Consider the following 16,642-nt stretch of genomic DNA (forward strand, 5'->3'; position numbering starts at 1 on the left):
GCGGATGGTCGCCGAGGAGCCGTCCGGAGCGCTGCGGCTGGTGGAGCTCAGCAAGCGGTTCGGCGACGTGACCGCGGTGGACCGGCTCGACCTGACCGTGCCGGCCGGCTCGTACTTCGCCCTGCTCGGGCCCTCCGGCTGCGGCAAGACCACCACGCTGCGGATGGTGGCCGGGCTGACCGAGCCGACCGGTGGCCGGATCCTGCTCGACGACGAGGACATCACCCGGCTGCGGCCGTACCGGCGGCCGGTGAACACCGTGTTCCAGAGTTACGCCCTCTTCCCACACCTGGACGTCTTCGCCAATGTCGCGTTCGGACTGCGGCGACGGCGGGTACCGGACGTCGCCGGGCAGGTGCGCCGGATGCTGTCGCTGGTGCAGCTGGACGGGTACGAGCGGCACCGGCCGCACCAGCTCTCCGGTGGGCAGCAGCAGCGGGTGGCGCTGGCCCGTGCCCTGGTCAACCGGCCCCGGGTACTGCTGCTGGACGAGCCGCTCGGTGCGCTCGACCTGTCGTTGCGCCGCCGGATGCAGGGCGAGCTGAGGCGGTTGCGGGCGGAACTCGGCGGCACCTTCGTGCACGTCACGCACGACCAGGAGGAGGCGATGACCCTCGCCGACACGGTGGCGGTGTGCGATGCCGGCCGGATCGAGCAACTCGGCCCGCCGACCGAGCTGTACGAGTTCCCCGCCACCGCCTTCGTGGCCACCTTCCTCGGTCGGTCCAACCTGCTCGCCGGCACCGTACGCGGGCGCAGCGGTGACGACCTGCTGGTCGAGGCGTACGGGCGGCGCTTCTCGGTGCCGTCGGCGCGGGCCAGGGTCGACTCCGGCGCGGTGCTGCTCGGGGTACGGCCGGAGAAGGTGCGCCTGGCCGGCACGGCGGAGCAGGTGCCGGCCGGGCACCAGTGGCTGGACGGCACCGTCGGCGACGTCGGCTACCTCGGGGTCAGCACCGACTACTCGGTGCGGACCGGTGCCGGGGTCGAGCTGTCGGTCTTCGCCGCCGCCGACGGGGAGTCGAGCCGGATCCCGACCGGTGCCCCGGTGGTCGCACACTGGCATCCCCGGCACGCCTTCCTGCTCGACGGCGGCACCTCGGCCTCCGGCGCCGGCACGTCCGACCGTCCGTCACCGGCACCGTCACCGGCACCGTCACCGGCACCGTCACCGGCACCGGCACCGTCAGCGGCAACGTCACCGGCACCGGCATCGGTACCGGCGAGGCGCGAGTGAGGCGGCGCGGCCGGGCGATGCCGTACCTCCTGGTGCTGCCCGGGCTGCTCTGGCTGGTGCTCTTCTTCCTCGCCCCGGCGGTTCAGCTCGCGGCGACCAGCCTCTACGACCCGGCCGGCTCACTGAGCACCGGGTACGCGATGACCTGGTCGTGGCGCAACTATCCGGATGCGCTGGCGGCGTACGGCGGACAGCTCGGCCGCTCGTTCGGGTACGCCGGCCTGGCTACCCTGCTGGCGCTGCTGCTCGGCTACCCACTCGCCTACGTGATCGCGCTGCGCGCCGGTCGCTGGCAGCACCTGCTGCTGGTCTGCGTGGTGGCCCCGATGTTCACCAGCTTCCTGGTCCGGATCCTGGCCTGGAAGACCATCCTCGCCGACGGCGGTGCCGTGGTCGGTCTGCTGCGCGGGGCGCACCTGCTCGCCCCGGACGGCCGGCTGCTCGCCACCCCGGTCGCGGTGGTCACCAGCCTGACCTACTGCTACCTGCCATTCATGGTGCTGCCGCTCTACGCCAGCCTCCAGCGGCTCGATCGCCGGCTGCTGGAGGCGGCCGGCGACCTCTTCGCCCGGCCGGCCCAGGTGTTCCGGCGGGTCACCCTGCCGCTGTCGATGCCCGGGGTGGTGGCCGGCACGCTGCTCACCTTCATCCCGGCCGCCGGCGACTTCATCAGCGCCGAACTGCTCGGCACCCCCAACGAATACATGATCGGCAACGTGATCGACGCGGCCTTCCTGGTCCGGCTGGACTATCCGCAGGGCGCCGCCCTGTCGGTGCTGCTGATGGCGGCGATCCTGGTGCTGGTGGTCGGCTACCTGCGCCGGGCCGGGCGCGCGGAGCTGGGGTAGCGGTGGGCGGGAGGTTCGGCCGGTTCGTCGCCGACCACTGGGTGCTGGCCGTCGCCGCACTGGTGCTCGGCTATCTGCTGCTGCCGGTCGCCGTGGTGGCCGGGCTGTCGTTCAACCGGCCGTCCAGCCGGCTGTCGTACGACTTCGCCGAGTTCACCCTCGACAACTGGCGGGACCCGTGCGCCGGCCCCGGGATGTGCGCGGCGGTGCTGCGCAGCGTACAGATCGGGTTCGTGGCCACGGCGGTCTCCACGGTACTCGGCACGCTGATGGCGTTCGCGCTGGTCCGGTACCGGTTCCGGGGGCGGACCGCGGTCAACGTACTGGTGCTGGCCCCGGTCGCCACCCCGGAGGTGGTGCTCGGCACCTCACTGCTCGCCCTGCTGGTCGCCGCCGGGATACCGCAGGGCTTCTGGACCGTGGCGATCGCGCACGTGATGTTCTGCGTCTCGTTCGTGGTGGTGACCGTCCGGGCTCGGCTGTCCGGAATGGACAGCAGCCTGGAGGAGGCGGCGATGGACCTGTACGCCGGCGAGTGGCAGGCGTTCCGCCGGGTCACCCTGCCGCTGGTGCTGCCCGGCATCCTGGCCGCCGCGCTGCTCGCCTTCTCGCTCTCCTTCGACGACTTCGTGGTCACCAACTTCAACTCCGGCACCACGGTCACCTTTCCGATGTACGTCTGGGGCACCAGCCAGCGCGGCATCCCGCCCCAGGTGAACGTGGTCGGTACCGCGATGTTCGCGGTCGCGCTGCTGATGCTGGCCCTGGCCCGCCTCGGCCGGCGTGGGCCCCGCCACCCGGGTTGACCGTCGAGGACCCCGTCGGGTCGCCGCCCGCGCCGTCCTCGCCGACCCGGGACCGTGCCGGATATCGTCCACGCATGGTTGACCAGGTGCCGCACACGGTGGGGCAGGCGCTGCTCGGCACGGGCCGGGACGCGGACGTCTTCGCGCTCGACGAGGGGCGGGTGCTGCGCCGCTACCGGGACGGTCACGACGCGACCGGCGAGGCCGAGATCATGGGCTATCTGGCCGAGCGGGGATATCCGGTACCCCGGGTAGACCGCGCACTCGGCGCCGACCTGGTGATGGAGCGGGTCGACGGCCCGACCCTGAGTGCGGCCATGGCCGGTGGCGACCTCGACCCGCAGGCCGGGGCGGAGATCCTGGCCGACCTGCACCGGAGACTGCGCGACGTACCGGCCCGACCGGGTGGCGCGCCCGGCACCCGGATCGTGCATCTCGACCTGCACCCGGAGAACATCCTGCTCGGCCGCCGGGGACCGGTCGTCATCGACTGGCGCAACGCCCGGGACGACCAGCCCGACCTGGACGTCGCGATGAGCGCGCTGATCCTCGCCGAGGTGGTGGTCGGTGACATGTTCGGGTTGGGCAGCCTGGCCGGCGTGGGGCTGACCGCGTTCATCGCCCTCGCGCCCGGCGATCCGGTGCGGCTGCTCGAATCCGCGGTGGCGATGCGCCGGAGCAACCCCACGCTGAGCGCGGAGGAGAAGGGCAGGCTCGACGCGGCGGCGGCGCTGGTCCGGTCCGACCACGCCGGATCGGGTCGGGCCGGCTGACGCCTCCGCGGTCCTCGCTCGCGGTCGTGGAACTGCGGTTGCCGGACGCGGTGGTCAGCCGCGTGTCGGTGGGGGCCGTCGGTCGCGGCCGTCAGTTGGGACTGCGCGGCGCGAGCATCGCCGCGACCGGCGTCTTGGCGAACTCGGTGCCGCTGTCGTAGTCGGTGCTCCGGCTGACATCCGCCCAGGCGGTGGCCTCCTGGGAGCGGGACCGCGCCGACTCCTCGGCCAACCGCAGCGCGTCGGAGCCGAGCAGCAGCCGCAGCGGAGGTACGGCGAGCGTCACGAGGTCGGCGATCACCCGGGCGGCCCGTTCCGGGTCGCCGGCCTGCTGACCGTCCATGTCGCGGCGCAGCGCGTGCAGCCGCCCGACGGTCTGCTGGTAGTCCTCGCCCACCTCGGCCATCCGCATCGACGCGCCGCCCCAGTCGGTGCGGAAGGCGCCGGGCTCGATGATGGTGACCCGGATGCCGAATGGCTTCACCTCGTTGTACAGCACCTCGGAGAAGCCCTCGACGGCGAACTTGGCGGTCTGGTACGCGCCCAGCCCCGGCGTGCCGCCGACCCGGCCGCCGATCGAGGAGAACTGGAGGAAGTGTCCCGCGCGACGGGCCCGCAGCACCGGTAGGGCCGCCCGGGTGACGTTGACGACGCCGAACAGGTTCGTCTCGACCTGCGCCCGGAAGTCCTCCTCGGGCATCTCCTCGATCGGCGCGCTGTTGGCGTAGCCGGCGATGTTGGCCACCACGTCCAGTCCGCCGAAGGTCTCCACCGCGGCCTGCACCGCCGCCCGTGCGGCGCCCGGGTCGGTGACGTCGAGGGCGTACGGCCGCACCTGGTCGCCGTACCGGCTGACGAAGTCGGCGAGCTGGTCGGGCTGCCGGGCGGTGGCGAGCAGGTTGTCGCCCCGGTCCAGCACCTCCTGGCTGAGCGCCCGGCCCAGGCCCCGGGAACTTCCGGTGATCAGCCACGTCTTGGCCATGGTGTCGCTTCCCTTCGGCAGGGGCGTCGCAGGCGACGTCCGGGGACGGCTCCCCGGGCTCGACTCTGCTACGCCCGCCGCCATGGGCGCCGGAAAGCGGCCCGTCGCCACCCGTCCGGCTGATCCGCCGGTCCGTTAGGCCAGCGGATCAGCACTCACCGCGTGCCGGGTGCGGGTCGGGGAGCCCGGGCTGCCAGCTCCAGGAGTTCGTCGACGCTCCACTGGTCGTAGACGTGTTCGCCGTGTCGGGAGGCCAACACCCGGCCGTCGGGGGCGATCAGGAAGTCGGCCGGCAGCCCGAACCGCCCGCCGTGCGGCACGGTCGCCGGGGGGCGTTCCCGGCGCCGGACGATCGCCCAGACGCTGCGCAGCACGGCCCGGAGGATCGGCAGCCAGGCGCGCGGGTCGAGTAGGGCGCGGCGGGCCGACTCGACGCCGAACTCCACGTAGAGCCGCTTGTCCGGGTCGGCGATCACCGCGAACGGAAGCTCCGCGACGTGTTCCCGCAGCTCGTCGGCGGGGGAGTGGAAAACGACCACCTCGCGCACGCCGGCCGCGTCGATCTCGCCGTGCCGGACGACGATCGAGCGCAGGTGCAGGTTGCAGACCGGACAGCCGGCGAACCGCCGGAACTGCAGGTGCACCAGACGGTCGGGATCGGGGACCGGAAGCGCCGCGCCGATGACCGGGGTGAGCTCGCGGACGGGGACGACGGAGCCGGGTCCGACCGGCCGGGGTGTGGGCATCGGGCGCTCCCCTCGTAGGCGTACAACGTACTCCTAAAATCGTAGGCGTATGTCGTACGCTGTCAAGTGCCATGCCGCGTCCCCGCTCGCTCACTCCCGACCAGCTCGCCTCGGCCGCCCTGGCCGTGCTCGATCGGGACGGTCTCGCCGGACTGACGATGCGAGCCGTGGCGGCCCAGCTCCGGATGAGCACCATGGGCCTCTACCGGTACGTGACCGACCGCGCCGAGCTGGAGGCGCTCGTCGTCGAGCTGGTGTTCGGCACCGTCGACCCCACCCCGCCGACCGGCCAGGCCGACTGGCGGGACCGGATCCGGATCATGGTGCACCGGGTTCGGCGGGCGGTCGACGCCCATCCGGCGGTGGTGCCGCTGACCGTCGCGCACCGGCACACCTCGGTGAGCCTGCTGCGCTGGTCGGAGACGGTGCTGGGCATCCTGACCGAGGCCGGCCTGGACGGCGGGCGCCGGGTGATCGCCCTGCGCGGCCTGCTCAGTTACCTCGTCGGCGCGATCCAGCTCGAACACCTGGGTGCGCTCGCCGGACCCGGCACCGGGGTGATCGCCGGGCTGCCCCCCGACGAGTTCCCGCACCTCGGCGAGACCGCCCGGTACGCCCGGCGGATCGAACCCGCCGAGGAGTTCGACGGGGGGCTCGACATCGTGCTGCGCGGCCTGGCGGACCCGGTGGCGCCGGCGGACCCGGAGTGAGCCGCACCGGTCAGCCGGGACGAATCGCGCCGCCGGCCGGGGCGAACGGCCGGGTCAGGGTGGACCGCTGGGTCACGTGAAGGGGTCCGGTCAGGGTCAACCCGCCGGGTCAGGGTCAACCGGCCGGGTCAGGTAAGGGTCGCCCGGGCCATCGCGCCCGGCTCGGGGCCCGCCTCGGCGAGCACCCTGCCGTCCTGAGCCCAGATCCTCGACCGTCCCGCGGCGTCCGGGTAGCCGCCACCGGTGGAGCCGGCGAAGCTGGCGATCGCCACCCAGACCCGGTGCGCGGCGGCCACCCGGCGGGCCCGTTCGTCCTGCACACCCCAGTCCGCCGCCGAGTCCAGCACGCCCGCGACGTACCCGTCTATGCCGAGCGCGGCGGTGTCGGCCGCGTGCCGGGGTACCCCGGTGTCCCTGCAGACCGCGAGCCCGAGCCGCCACCCGGCCACCTCGACCACGGCCGGCGCGTCGCCCGGGGCGAAGTGCTCCGGCTCCGCTCCGCCCAGCCACATCTTCCGGTACGCCACCCGGGCGCCGCCGCCGTCGACAGCCAGGACGCCGATGTGCGGTCGTCCGCTTCGGCCGGGCACCGGAGCGCCGACCAGCGCCAGCGAGCCGGTGTCGGCGCAGGCCGCCACGATCGGGCCGAGGCGTGGGTCGTCGGCGTCGACCGGGGCGGCGTCGAACTCGTACCCGGTCAGCGACATCTCGGGAAAGACCACCACCCGGGCCCGGGCCGACCGGACCGCCTCGGCGTGGCCGTGAGCGTTCGCCAGCACGTCGTACGCCAGGCAGCGCGGCTGGGCGACGGCAACGGTCAGCGGCTCTGGCACGCGCCCGATCGTAATCGCGCCGCCCCGCGCCGCCCCGGCTCGTCATGTCACGTCGGGTCACGTCGGGTCTGCGTCGTCCGGGCCGGCCGGGGGTGCAGGGCCGGTCCGGCCCGGACGACGGTGTCGATCAGACCCGGGTGGACCTCGGGGTTTCGGCGCCGACCGGGCTGGCCGGTGCGGGCCGTTCGAGGGCGACCCGGGGCAACCAGCGGTCCAACCAGGACGGCAGCCACCAGGCGCGGGCGCCGAACAGCCGCATCACCGCGGGCAGGATCAGGCAGCGGATGACGAAGCCGTCCACGAAGATCGCGACCGCCAGGCCGAGCCCGAACTGCTGCAGCATCCGGCCCGGGGCGAAGAGGAAGGCACTGAAGACCACGATCATGATGGCGGCGGCGGCCGTCACCACCCGCCCGGTGGTGGCCAGGCCCTCCCGGATCGCGCCCGGCGCGTCGCGGTGCCGCTCCCAGTGCTCGTGCATCCGGGAGACCAGGAAGACCTCGTAGTCCATCGAGAGCCCGAAGACGATCGCGAAGATCAGGACGGGTACGAACGCCTCGACGGGACCGGGCTGGACGCCCAGGTTGCCGTACTGGAAGACGTAGGTGATCACGCCGAGCGCGGTGGCCACACTGAGCAGGTTGAGCACCGCCGCCTTGACCGGGATGAGCAGGGAACGGAAGACGAGCACCAGCAGCAGGGTCGACAGGCCCACCACCACGACCACGAAGAGCGGCAGCCGGTCGGAGATCGCGTCGGCGAAGTCGACCGCCGCCGCCGTACCGCCGCCGATCGAGACCGGTGCGCCGGTGTTCCGCTCCACCGGTGGCAACACCTCGGTACGGAGCCGTTCCACCAGGTCCATCGTGGCCGCGTCCTGCGGGGCGGAGGTGGGGAAGAGCAGCAGGGTGTGCAGTTGCCCGTCCGGTGCCGGGAACGGCGGCGTCACCGAGGCGACCCCGTCGGCGCCGGCCAGTGCGCTGCCCACCTCGGTCGCGGCCGGTTGGCCGCCCTCGACGACCACCACCAGTGGACCGTTCTGCCCCGGGCCGAACCCGGTCGAGATCAGGTCGTACGCCTGCCGACTGGTCGAGGTCGGCGCGTCGCTGCCGGCGTCGGCGAAGCCCAGCCGCATGTCCAGGGCCGGCACCGCGAGCAGCACCAGCAGCGCGGTCGGCAGCAGCAGGGCCAGCCAGGGACGCCGCTGCACGAACCCGGACCAGCGTCGCCACCCCGCGCCCTCGGGCCGCTTCGCCCGCTGGGCGCGGCGGCGGATGGCGCGCTCGACGCGGCCGCCGACGATGGCCAGCAGCGCCGGGAGCAGGGTCAGCGAGGCGAGCATCGTGACCAGTACCGTCAGCGCCACCGCCACGGCCACGCCCTGGAGCGAGCCGAGACCGAGGACGACGAGGCCGAGCAGGGCGATCACCACCGTGCAGGCGGCGAAGAAAACCGTACGGCCGGCGCTGTCCAGGGCGATCCGGGTGGCGGTGGCCCGATCGGCGCCGTGCAGCAGTTCCGACCGGAAGCGGGAGAAGACCAGCAGCGCGTAGTCGATGCCGACGCCGAGCCCGACCAGGGCCATCAGCGGGGCGGTGTAGTCGGCGACCGTCGCCACGTGCGAGGCGAGTGCGACCAGGCTGAGCGTGCTGCCCACCGCGAAGATCGCGATCCCGATCGGCAGCGCGGCGGCGAGCAGGGAACCGAAGAGGATCACCAGGATGACCAGGGCGGCCAGCAGGCCGGCGCCCTCCGCCGCGCCACCCTCGCTCTCCTGGGCGGCCCGGACCGGGTCACCGGCCAGTTCCACCCGTAGCCCGTCCCCGGCCGCCGCCCGGGCGGTCTCGATGACGGCCCGTACGTCCTCGGCCGGCACCTCCTCGCCGGGCCGGTCCAGGGTGACCGTCGCGTACCCGATGGTGCCGTCGGTGGAGACGGCGTGCGGGTCGTCGTACGGGCTGGTCAGCTCTGCCACCGAGGCCAGCTGACGCACCTGGCCGAGCATCGGCTCGACCTGTTGCCGGGCCTCGGCGGTGCCGATCCCGCCCGGGTGGTGCAGGACGATCTGGAGGCTGCCGGCGGTCTGCCGGGAGCCGTGCTCGCGCAGCGTGTCGGTGGCGGCCTGCGACTCGGTGCCGGGCAGGGAGTGGTCGTTGTGGTAGTCGGTCCCGACCGCCTGCGCGGCCACGGCGAGGCCCACCAGGACGACGACCCAGGTCAGCAGGGCGACCCAGCGCCGCCGGTATGCCCAGCCGGCCAGCCGGGCGAAGAAGCCGCCCCTGGTCGGCCCGGCCCGGCCTGTCCGGTCCGGCACCTCACCGTCGGGCCGCTCGGCAGGAGTTGGTTCGGTCGGCATTGTCAGCTCTCCTCGCGTTCTCGGGTCCGGCCGCTGGTCGCCGGGTGCCCCACTTCTCGATAGGTGCTGAATCTACATGTAGGCTACCTACATAAGCGGCGACGGCTTGACCCGAGGCGCCGAAGGGGTGGGAGATGGTGGTACACCCGTAGGGGTCATCCGGTGTGGACGACCAGGGCGGCAGCCGGCTGCGAGCGGGACTCCTCCGCCGGGGTGTTGGGTCAGTGGGAGGTCGTCGCCGCGCGCGCCGTGGCGAGGCAGCGCGCCCCGTTCACCGCCACCAGGAACATCGGCAGCATCAGGACGACGACCGCGATCGGCAACCGGGCCAGTGCCACCGGGCCGGTGACCGGGCTCACGAGCGCGAGCATCAGGCCGATCGTGCTGAAGGCCGCCGCCATGGTGAAGGCGAAGATCCCGGCCAGCCGGATGCGCCGGGGGTTGACGCCGAGTCGGCGTACCCCGGTGCCGAAGGCCCAGACGCCGAGCAGTGCGACGGCCACGGCCAGGGCTCCCAGCCAGCTCACCAGCAGGTCGAGGACGCCGGCCAGCCCGGGCAGCGGGTCCGGTTCGGCCGCCTGCCAGGCGACCAGGTGCCAGATCGGCGGCTGCGCGACGAGGCTGCCGAAGGCCAGCAGCGCCGTCCGCCGACCCTGGGCCAGCGCCAGCTCGGCCTGATACCCGGGGGCGATCTGCGAGACATCACCGAAGTCGTCGATCGCCTGCCGTGCGGCCGTCTCGGGCGGCAGACCGAGATCCGCGTACGCCTCGGTCGCGTCGACCAGGCTGTCCCGGGCCTCCCGGAGCAGACCGCTCTTGACCCGCCGTGGCCCTCGCAGGGCACGGTCGAGTTCGGCGAGGTATCCGTCTATCGCGGCGGCCACGGCTCACTTTCGCTAGGCATCGGTGCCCAGTATGCCGGGCCCGGCCCGTCGGGCGGAACGCACGTGACCCCGAGATTCCCCTGAACCGCGTCCTGAGGCCGGACGCCCGAAGGCCAGTGGACGCCGGACCGTGGAAACGCATGTAGGGATTTTGTGCGCAGTCTACGTAGGCTGCCTGAATCCTCGTCGTTCCCGGAGGTTCTGTTGCGGCAAGCCACCTTGAAAGCAGTGCTGTGCACCGCCCTGGTCGCGTTGCTGAGCCCGTTCCTGCCGGCCCCGTCGGCCAGGGGGGTGTCGGCCGCAGCGGGAGAAAAGTTCGGCATCGTGATGCTTGCCGACAGCCAGAACGCCGTCCGTCAGTTCAAGGGACTCCTCCCGAAGATGACCGGATGGGTGGCCGACAACGCGGTCGCCCGCAACATCCGGTACGTGCTGCACGTCGGCGATGTCGTAGACCGGCATGCCGACATCGGCGAATGGACCGAGGCCCAGACCGCGATGAACCTGCTCGACGGGGAAGTCCCGTATGCGATGGCGGTGGGGAACCACGATGTGGACGGGTTCGGGGTTGACGCGAACAACCGCACGGCGACGAACTTCAACCTGAGGTTCCCGCGTGCGAAGTTCGCCTGCATGCCGTCCTTCGGCGGCTCGCAGTCACCCAGCACCTACGACAACACCTACCATCTGTTCTCGGCCGGCGGCACGGACTGGATGGTCCTAACGCTGAAGTGGGCGCCCGTGGCCGCGGAATTGACATGGGCGGCGCAGCTCGTCGCCGCAAACCCGGGTCGCCAGGTCATCATCGTCACCCACGACTACCTTCTCGGCGACGGGACCCGCTCGGCGGTCGGCCAGCAGGTCTGGAACGCGGTCGCCGGCGTCTACCCGAACGTGGCGATGGTCCTGTCCGGGCACCGCAGCGTCGCCCGCAGATCGTCGGTGGGCCGGAACGGCAACACGGTTCACGAGATCATGGCCGACTACCAGAACCCGTCTCAGCGGAACCCGAACGGCTACCTGCGGGTGTTGGAGTTCGACCCGAGGGCCTCGACCCTCTCGGTGCGGACATACAACCCGGAGACCGGTACCTCATTGACCGACCCGGCGAATCAGTTCACCCTTTCCGGGATCAGCTTCCCGGCGGGCTCGGCGCCCTCAGAGCCGCTGGTGCGCCAGGCGCTGGTACGCGCCTCGGCAACCAGCGCCCACGCCGAGAACGGGGCCGCACGCGCCCTCGACGGGGACTGCCGGACGATGTGGCACAACGAGTTCCAGCCGGCGACCCCCCTTCCGCAGTCGCTGACGCTGGACCTGCAACGGGTCCACGACGTACGCGGGCTCGTATACGCACCGCGTAACGATCACACTCAGAACGGGACGGTGACGGCGTACACGGTCGCGACCAGCCTTGACGGTACGTCGTTCCAGCCGGCGGCGACCGGGACGTGGCCGGACGACCGAACACTCAAGCGCGCTACGTGGCCGGTTACCGAAGCCAGGTACGTGCGACTGACCGCGTCCGCCGGGCATGCCGGGTTCGCGGCCGCGGCTGAACTGCATGTGGTGTACCAACCAGAGTCGCTGGTAGCGCAGGCGCTGATGAAGGCGACGGCGACCAGTGCCAATGCCGAGTACCCCGCGTCGCTGGCAGTCGACGGCAGCCCGGACACGATCTGGCACACCGAGTGGGTACGGCCGGCGCCGCTGCCCCAGTCGATCACGCTGGACCTCGGGTCCAGCCAGCAGGTGCGCGGCCTGGTCTACCAGCCGCGGCTCTGGGCCGCCGACAACCTGAGCCCCAACGGCATCATCACCAGATTCCAGGTGCAGGTCAGCTCGGATGGCGTCACGTTTACGACGGTGGCCACCGGAAGCTGGGCCGATGACCGCACCACGAAAGGCGTCCGGTGGGCCACGTTGCCAGCCAGGTACGTCCGGCTCCAAGCGACGGCAGGCCGCGGCGGCTACGCATCGGCCGCAGAGCTGGACGTGGTGGCTGGCGTCGCCGGGTGAGGATCCTCTGTGCTGGTCAGAGCTTCCTTAGCAAGTGTGCCCCCGGCAGGATTCGAACCTGCGCTCCCGCCTCCGGAGGGCGGTGCTCTATCCCCTGAGCTACGGGGGCTCAGCGACCCAGGAAGAGTAGCAGGCATGGCCGCCCGGGCACGAATCGGTATCCGCCGTGTCGGGCCCGCCTGCCGTGCCAGGGAACGACCCCGCTACCGGCCGCAGCTCGGGAGCGGGTGCAGCACGATCCGGGGCGGGAGCCGGCGGGGCCACTCGGCCCGGGTCCAGGAGCCGTCGACCACGACGTGTACGGCGTCCCCGTCCGCCCCGCTGAGCCGGAGCAGGAAGTCCCGGGAGAGGGCCGGGTCGACGTTCGGGGTGGTGATGAGGAACCGCACCCGGCCGCGTACGGAGACCGCGGAGAGGACGTCGGCGGCGGGTACCACCCCGTGCAGCCGGGTCCGGCCGATCCAGCACAGCTCGGCCCGGTGCTCCTGGGCGGCGCGCACGATCGCCGGGTACTCCCGTTCCACCCACAGTGCCACCGCGTCCACGCAGAGCCCGCAGGCCCGGTCGGTGGGCTGGCGGGGGCCGAGGCCCCAGGCGCGCAGGTAGCCGCCGATCTCGCTGCTGTCGACGGGCAGGCCGTACCGGTCGTGTACGAGGCTGGCGACGCTCTGCCGGGTCCAGAGTTCGTCGTCCAGCCCGAGCTGGTCGGGATAGCACCCGCGCAGCGTCTCGATCAGTTCCAGCTCCTGGTCGCGGCTGAGCGTTCCCGCCTCGCCGGACCGCTGTCCTCGTCGGACGGCCGCGACCGCGCCGTCCCCGCCGATGGTGTGCCGACGGCACCAACTGGTGACCGACCGACGTCCGTCCCGGAGAGCAACCGTCATGTCTAGGACAACGACGGCAGATCCTGACTGGTCACGTTATGTATGGAGAAAACTCGTCAAACCGGGCAAGTGGTCGAAGTCAGGCAATGCGTACTCGAAGAAGAAACGGAACCGGCGGCCGTCCCCGAGGGACGGCCGCCGGACCAGGCGATATGGGATGGACCGGTCAGGGGGTGCCGATCCTGCCCTGGAGGCTCCGGAGAAGCTCGATCTCCTTCTTCTGCCCGGCGACCATGGCCTCGGCCATCTCGGTCACCTGTTCGTCGTCGGAGAGGTCCAGGATGCCGTCGGCCATGTGGATGCCGCCGAGGTGGTGGTCGTACATCAGTTTCAGGAAGAGGGCGTCGAAGTCGCGGCCGGTGGCGGCCCGCAACTCGGCCCGCTGGGCGTCGGTCGCCATCCCGGGCATCAGCCCGTTCTTCAGCGCGCCCGAGCCCTCCGGCATCCAGGCCATCCGGGGCTGGCGACCGGTCGGGCTCAGCCCCCACTCCTTCAACCAAGTCTGCATGATCCCGATCTGGGCCTGCTGGGTCAGGGCGATGTCCGCGGCCAGGGTCCGGATGTCCGCGTCGCTGGTCTTCTCGTGGGCGAGGATCGCCATCTCGACCGCCTGGGCGTGGTGCGACGACATGTCCCGGGCGAACCCGGCCTCGGGCGAGTTGGTCCCGGGATGGAACAGTCCGGGGGCGAGCAGCCCGCCCGCGAACCCGAGCAGCATTCCCAGCAAGATGGCCAGGGCCAGCGCGGCGGTGCCGGCGTTCCGCCTGCCCGAGGGGCGGACCGTCGTCTCATCCTCCGGGGCGGCGGTCGCCACCGCCCCCGAATCGGTGGTCACGCCGATCAACCGCCCGCCGGAGGCATCGGCTGGTCGCCGGGGACGTTGTCCCGTGGCGTCGTACCGGTGGCGGTGATGCCGCCGGAGCAGGCGGCGCCCGGCTCCATGCTGGCGTTCTGCCGCAGCGCCTCGATGAAGTCGTCGATCCGGCCGTCCGTGGGGCTGTCGAGCTTGAGCTGGTAGCCCCAGGCCTGGAGCGAGATCGGCCGGTCGAGGTTCTCCACCGGGCTCATCATCATGAACTCGTTGCCCCGGACCTTGCTGGCCAGCTGCTCCACCTGGTCGGCGGGCAGGTCTGACTTGTAGGTGATCCAGATCGCGCCGTGCTCCAGGCTGTGCACCGCGTGCTCGTTGGCGATCGGGGCGTCGTAGACGTCGCCCATGCAGTTCTGCCAGGCGTTGTTGTGCGAACTGCCGACCGGCGGGTTGACCTTGTAGGTGAGTGGGCCGGCCACGTGGGACTCCTTGCCGGGCAGCGGGTTCACCGCCGACGGGTCGCTCTCCCGGAAGTTCACGATCCCGTCGATCGCGGCCGCCTTGTCCTCCCACTTCTTGCCGTTCTGGACCACCGCGTACGCGCCGTACCCGATGATGCCGGCCGCGACGACGCCGACCAGGACGAAGAGGCTGATGGACCCCCACGAGCGACCCTGGCTGACCTTGACCGGGGCGACCGGACGGCGCTGCTGCGGCTTCTTCCCGCCTCCGCCGTTGCGGCCGGCCGGCACCCGGGCGCCGGAGCCGGACCTGCCGCCGGACTTGGCGGCGGAGCCGGACTTCACAGCGGAGCCCGACTTGGCGGCCGTCCCCGCGGGCTTGGCCCCGGCCCCCTTCTCGCCCTCGGCGGGCTTACCACCGGCCGGCGCCTTCTTGCCGGTGCTGACCACGGACGGACGGCGCTGTTCGCCGCCCGAGGTGCTGATGCTCATGGTCCCTCGTCAGGTCGGTCGGTCAGGGGATGGCGGGCCACACACGCGCAGGGTCGCCACCGAGTGACCGAGTCTACCCCCGCTAGCATGGTTCGGTGACTCCCGCCAATCTCGCCGAGGCCGTTCTCGCCGCCGCCCATGCCGTCTTCGACCGGCGTGGGCTGGATCACTCGGTGCTGCCCGAGTCCGTGACGCTGGAGCGACCCCGGAATCCCGAGCACGGCGACTACGCATCCACCGTCGCGTTGCAGTTGAGCAAGCGGGTCGGGCTGCCGCCCCGGGAGCTGGCCGCCGCCCTCGCCGAGGAGCTGGTCCGGACCCCGGGAGTGAAGTCGGTCGACATCGCCGGGCCCGGCTTCCTCAATCTCCGGCTCGACCCGGCCGCCGCCGGACAGCTCGCCCGGGAGGTGGTCCAGGCCGGTCAGGCGTACGGGCGCAGCGACCGGCTCACCGGGCAGCGGGTCAATCTCGAGTTCGTCTCGGCCAACCCGACCGGCCCGATCCACCTCGGGCACACCCGGTGGGCGGCCGTCGGAGACTCGCTGCGCCGGATCCTCGCCGCCGCGGGCGCCGAGGTGACCAGCGAGCACTACGTCAACGACGCGGGCGCCCAGATCGACCGGTTCGGCCAGTCGCTGTACGCGGCGGCGACGGGCGGGCCGACCCCCGAGGAGGGCTACGCCGGCGAGTACGTCAACGAGATCGCCGAGCGGATCGTCGCCGAGCGCCCCGATCTGCTCGACCTGCCGGCCGAGCAGGCGGTGCCGGTCTTCCGGGACCGGGGCTACCAGCTCATGCTGGACGAGATGCGGGCCAGCCTGGAGCGGTTCGGCGTGCACTTCGACGTCTGGTTCTCCGAGCGCACGCTGCACGACAGCGGTGCCGTCGAGCACGCCCTGGGCCGGCTGCGCGAGCAGGGCCACGTCTACGACGCCGACGGCGCCATCTGGCTGCGCACCACCGACTTCGGGGATGACAAGGACCGGGTACTGATCCGGAGCAACGGCGAGCTGACCTACTTCGCCGCCGACTCGGCGTACTACATCAACAAGCGGGAGCGCGGCTTCGACAAGTGCGTCTACCTGCTCGGCGCCGACCACCACGGCTACGTCAACCGGCTCCGGGCGATCGCGGCCTGTGCCGGGGACGACCCCGACTTCAACATCGAGATCCTGATCGGCCAGCTGGTCAACCTGGTCCGCAACGGCGTGCCGGTCCGGCTCTCCAAGCGGGCCGGCAACATCATCACGCTGGACGAGGTCGTCGACGCGGTCGGCGTGGACGCGGCCCGCTACTCGCTGGCCCGGTCCTCCACCGACTCGCCGCTGACCCTCGACATCGAGGTGATCACCAAGCATTCGAACGACAACCCGGTGCACTACGTGCGGTACGCGCACGCCCGGATCGCGTCGATGCTGCGCCGCGCCGTCGGTCTCGGCATCAGCCGGGGCGAGGACTTCGACCCGGGCCTGCTCAGCCACGAGAAGGAGAACGACCTCCTCAAGTCGCTGGGCGAGTTCCCCGGGGTGGTGGCCACCGCGGCCGAACTGCGGGAACCGCACCGGATCGCCCGCTACCTTGAGGAGCTGGCCGGCTCGTACCACCGGTTCAACGACGCCTGCCAGGTGTTGCCGCTCGGCCGCCAGCCGGTGTCGGAGCAGCTCACCCAGGCCCGGCTCTGGCTGGTCGAGGCGACCCGGATCGTCCTGGCCAACGGGCTGGCGCTGCTCGGCGTCTCGGCGCCGGAACAGATGTGAGTCAGTCTCGGCTTCCGGCCCGACGGGCCGGCCGGTAACACGCGCG

General features: G+C 72.1%; 15 protein-coding genes and 1 tRNA gene. 7 read left to right on the forward strand and 9 right to left on the reverse strand.

Features of this window, described 5'->3' with window-relative positions; translation table 11 throughout:
• The first annotated feature begins 4 nt into the window (after positions 1-4).
• From EV371_RS12330 to EV371_RS12345, 4 genes are all read left to right on the forward strand, one after another.
• Complete coding sequence (locus tag EV371_RS12330; protein WP_207230464.1) at positions 5-1,237, forward strand: ATP-binding cassette domain-containing protein; 1,233 nt, start codon at positions 5-7, stop codon at positions 1,235-1,237.
• Positions 1,234-2,085 carry an ABC transporter permease gene (locus EV371_RS12335; protein ID WP_349338085.1) on the forward strand — a complete coding sequence of 284 codons (852 nt, stop codon included), beginning with the start codon at positions 1,234-1,236 and terminating at the stop codon, positions 2,083-2,085. The genes EV371_RS12330 and EV371_RS12335 overlap by 4 nt, the downstream gene beginning before the upstream one ends.
• 2 nt (positions 2,086-2,087) lie before the next feature.
• Complete coding sequence (locus tag EV371_RS12340) at positions 2,088-2,891, forward strand: ABC transporter permease (protein WP_486484582.1); 804 nt, start codon at positions 2,088-2,090, stop codon at positions 2,889-2,891.
• A 74-nt stretch (positions 2,892-2,965) separates the two neighbouring features.
• Entirely contained in the window at positions 2,966-3,664 is a 699-nt protein-coding gene (locus EV371_RS12345) for a phosphotransferase (RefSeq protein WP_130462165.1), read from the forward strand.
• Between the two features lie 91 nt (positions 3,665-3,755).
• On the opposite strand, the gene EV371_RS12350 is transcribed toward EV371_RS12345, so the two are convergent.
• Both EV371_RS12350 and EV371_RS12355 read right to left on the reverse strand, forming a co-directional pair.
• Positions 3,756-4,646 (reverse strand): oxidoreductase, encoded by an 891-nt coding sequence (locus EV371_RS12350; RefSeq protein WP_130462166.1) that lies wholly within the window; start codon positions 4,644-4,646, stop codon positions 3,756-3,758.
• Positions 4,647-4,801: 155 nt separating this feature from the next.
• On the reverse strand, positions 4,802-5,392 hold the full coding sequence (locus tag EV371_RS12355; RefSeq protein WP_130462167.1) for an AhpC/TSA family protein: 591 nt from the start codon (positions 5,390-5,392) through the stop codon (positions 4,802-4,804).
• 71 nt (positions 5,393-5,463) lie between these two features.
• On the opposite strand from EV371_RS12355, the gene EV371_RS12360 reads away from it, so the two are divergent.
• Entirely contained in the window at positions 5,464-6,102 is a 639-nt protein-coding gene (locus EV371_RS12360; protein ID WP_130462168.1) for a TetR/AcrR family transcriptional regulator C-terminal domain-containing protein, read from the forward strand.
• A gap of 128 nt (positions 6,103-6,230) precedes the next feature.
• Here EV371_RS12360 and EV371_RS12365 read toward each other — a convergent pair whose 3' ends face one another.
• From EV371_RS12365 to EV371_RS33780, 3 genes are all read right to left on the reverse strand, one after another.
• Positions 6,231-6,935, reverse strand: coding sequence for a carbon-nitrogen hydrolase family protein (locus EV371_RS12365; protein ID WP_130462169.1), 705 nt, complete (start codon positions 6,933-6,935; stop codon positions 6,231-6,233).
• Between the two features lie 127 nt (positions 6,936-7,062).
• Positions 7,063-9,291: an MMPL family transporter gene (locus EV371_RS12370; RefSeq protein ID WP_130462170.1), complete on the reverse strand. Its 2,229-nt coding sequence runs from the start codon at positions 9,289-9,291 to the stop codon at positions 7,063-7,065.
• Between the two features lie 221 nt (positions 9,292-9,512).
• Complete coding sequence (locus EV371_RS33780; protein WP_207230465.1) at positions 9,513-10,175, reverse strand: permease prefix domain 1-containing protein; 663 nt, start codon at positions 10,173-10,175, stop codon at positions 9,513-9,515.
• A gap of 228 nt (positions 10,176-10,403) precedes the next feature.
• Between EV371_RS33780 and EV371_RS12380 the strand changes: the two genes are divergently transcribed.
• Positions 10,404-12,191 carry a discoidin domain-containing protein gene (locus EV371_RS12380; RefSeq protein WP_130462171.1) on the forward strand — a complete coding sequence of 596 codons (1,788 nt, stop codon included), beginning with the start codon at positions 10,404-10,406 and terminating at the stop codon, positions 12,189-12,191.
• A gap of 37 nt (positions 12,192-12,228) precedes the next feature.
• Here EV371_RS12380 and EV371_RS12385 read toward each other — a convergent pair.
• The 4 genes from EV371_RS12385 to EV371_RS12400 all read right to left on the reverse strand — a co-directional run bounded on the left by EV371_RS12385 (position 12,229) and on the right by EV371_RS12400 (position 14,839).
• Positions 12,229-12,300, reverse strand: a tRNA-Arg gene (locus tag EV371_RS12385).
• A gap of 94 nt (positions 12,301-12,394) precedes the next feature.
• Positions 12,395-13,075 (reverse strand): winged helix-turn-helix domain-containing protein, encoded by a 681-nt coding sequence (locus EV371_RS12390; RefSeq protein WP_130462172.1) that lies wholly within the window; start codon positions 13,073-13,075, stop codon positions 12,395-12,397.
• A 166-nt stretch (positions 13,076-13,241) separates the two neighbouring features.
• Entirely contained in the window at positions 13,242-13,910 is a 669-nt protein-coding gene (locus EV371_RS12395; protein WP_349338092.1) for a DUF305 domain-containing protein, read from the reverse strand.
• Between the two features lie 5 nt (positions 13,911-13,915).
• Complete coding sequence (locus EV371_RS12400; RefSeq protein ID WP_130462173.1) at positions 13,916-14,839, reverse strand: DUF3105 domain-containing protein; 924 nt, start codon at positions 14,837-14,839, stop codon at positions 13,916-13,918.
• Between the two features lie 95 nt (positions 14,840-14,934).
• Here EV371_RS12400 and argS point away from each other — a divergent pair, with 95 nt between their 5' ends.
• Positions 14,935-16,596 (forward strand): arginine--tRNA ligase, encoded by a 1,662-nt coding sequence (gene argS / locus EV371_RS12405; protein ID WP_130462174.1) that lies wholly within the window; start codon positions 14,935-14,937, stop codon positions 16,594-16,596.
• The last annotated feature ends 46 nt before the right edge of the window (positions 16,597-16,642 follow it).

The sequence above is a fragment of the Plantactinospora sp. CNZ321 genome, assembly GCF_004217235.1.

Coding starts and splice junctions, on each gene's coding strand:
- EV371_RS12370 (WP_130462170.1), bottom strand. CDS start 9,291: ATGCCGACCGAACCAACTCCTGCCGAGCGGCCCGACGGTGAGGTGCCG.
- EV371_RS12355 (WP_130462167.1), bottom strand. CDS start 5,392: ATGCCCACACCCCGGCCGGTCGGACCCGGCTCCGTCGTCCCCGTCCGC.
- EV371_RS12360 (WP_130462168.1), top strand. CDS start 5,464: ATGCCGCGTCCCCGCTCGCTCACTCCCGACCAGCTCGCCTCGGCCGCC.
- EV371_RS12330 (WP_207230464.1), top strand. CDS start 5: ATGGTCGCCGAGGAGCCGTCCGGAGCGCTGCGGCTGGTGGAGCTCAGC.
- EV371_RS12350 (WP_130462166.1), bottom strand. CDS start 4,646: ATGGCCAAGACGTGGCTGATCACCGGAAGTTCCCGGGGCCTGGGCCGG.
- EV371_RS12390 (WP_130462172.1), bottom strand. CDS start 13,075: ATGACGGTTGCTCTCCGGGACGGACGTCGGTCGGTCACCAGTTGGTGC.
- EV371_RS12345 (WP_130462165.1), top strand. CDS start 2,966: ATGGTTGACCAGGTGCCGCACACGGTGGGGCAGGCGCTGCTCGGCACG.
- EV371_RS12400 (WP_130462173.1), bottom strand. CDS start 14,839: ATGAGCATCAGCACCTCGGGCGGCGAACAGCGCCGTCCGTCCGTGGTC.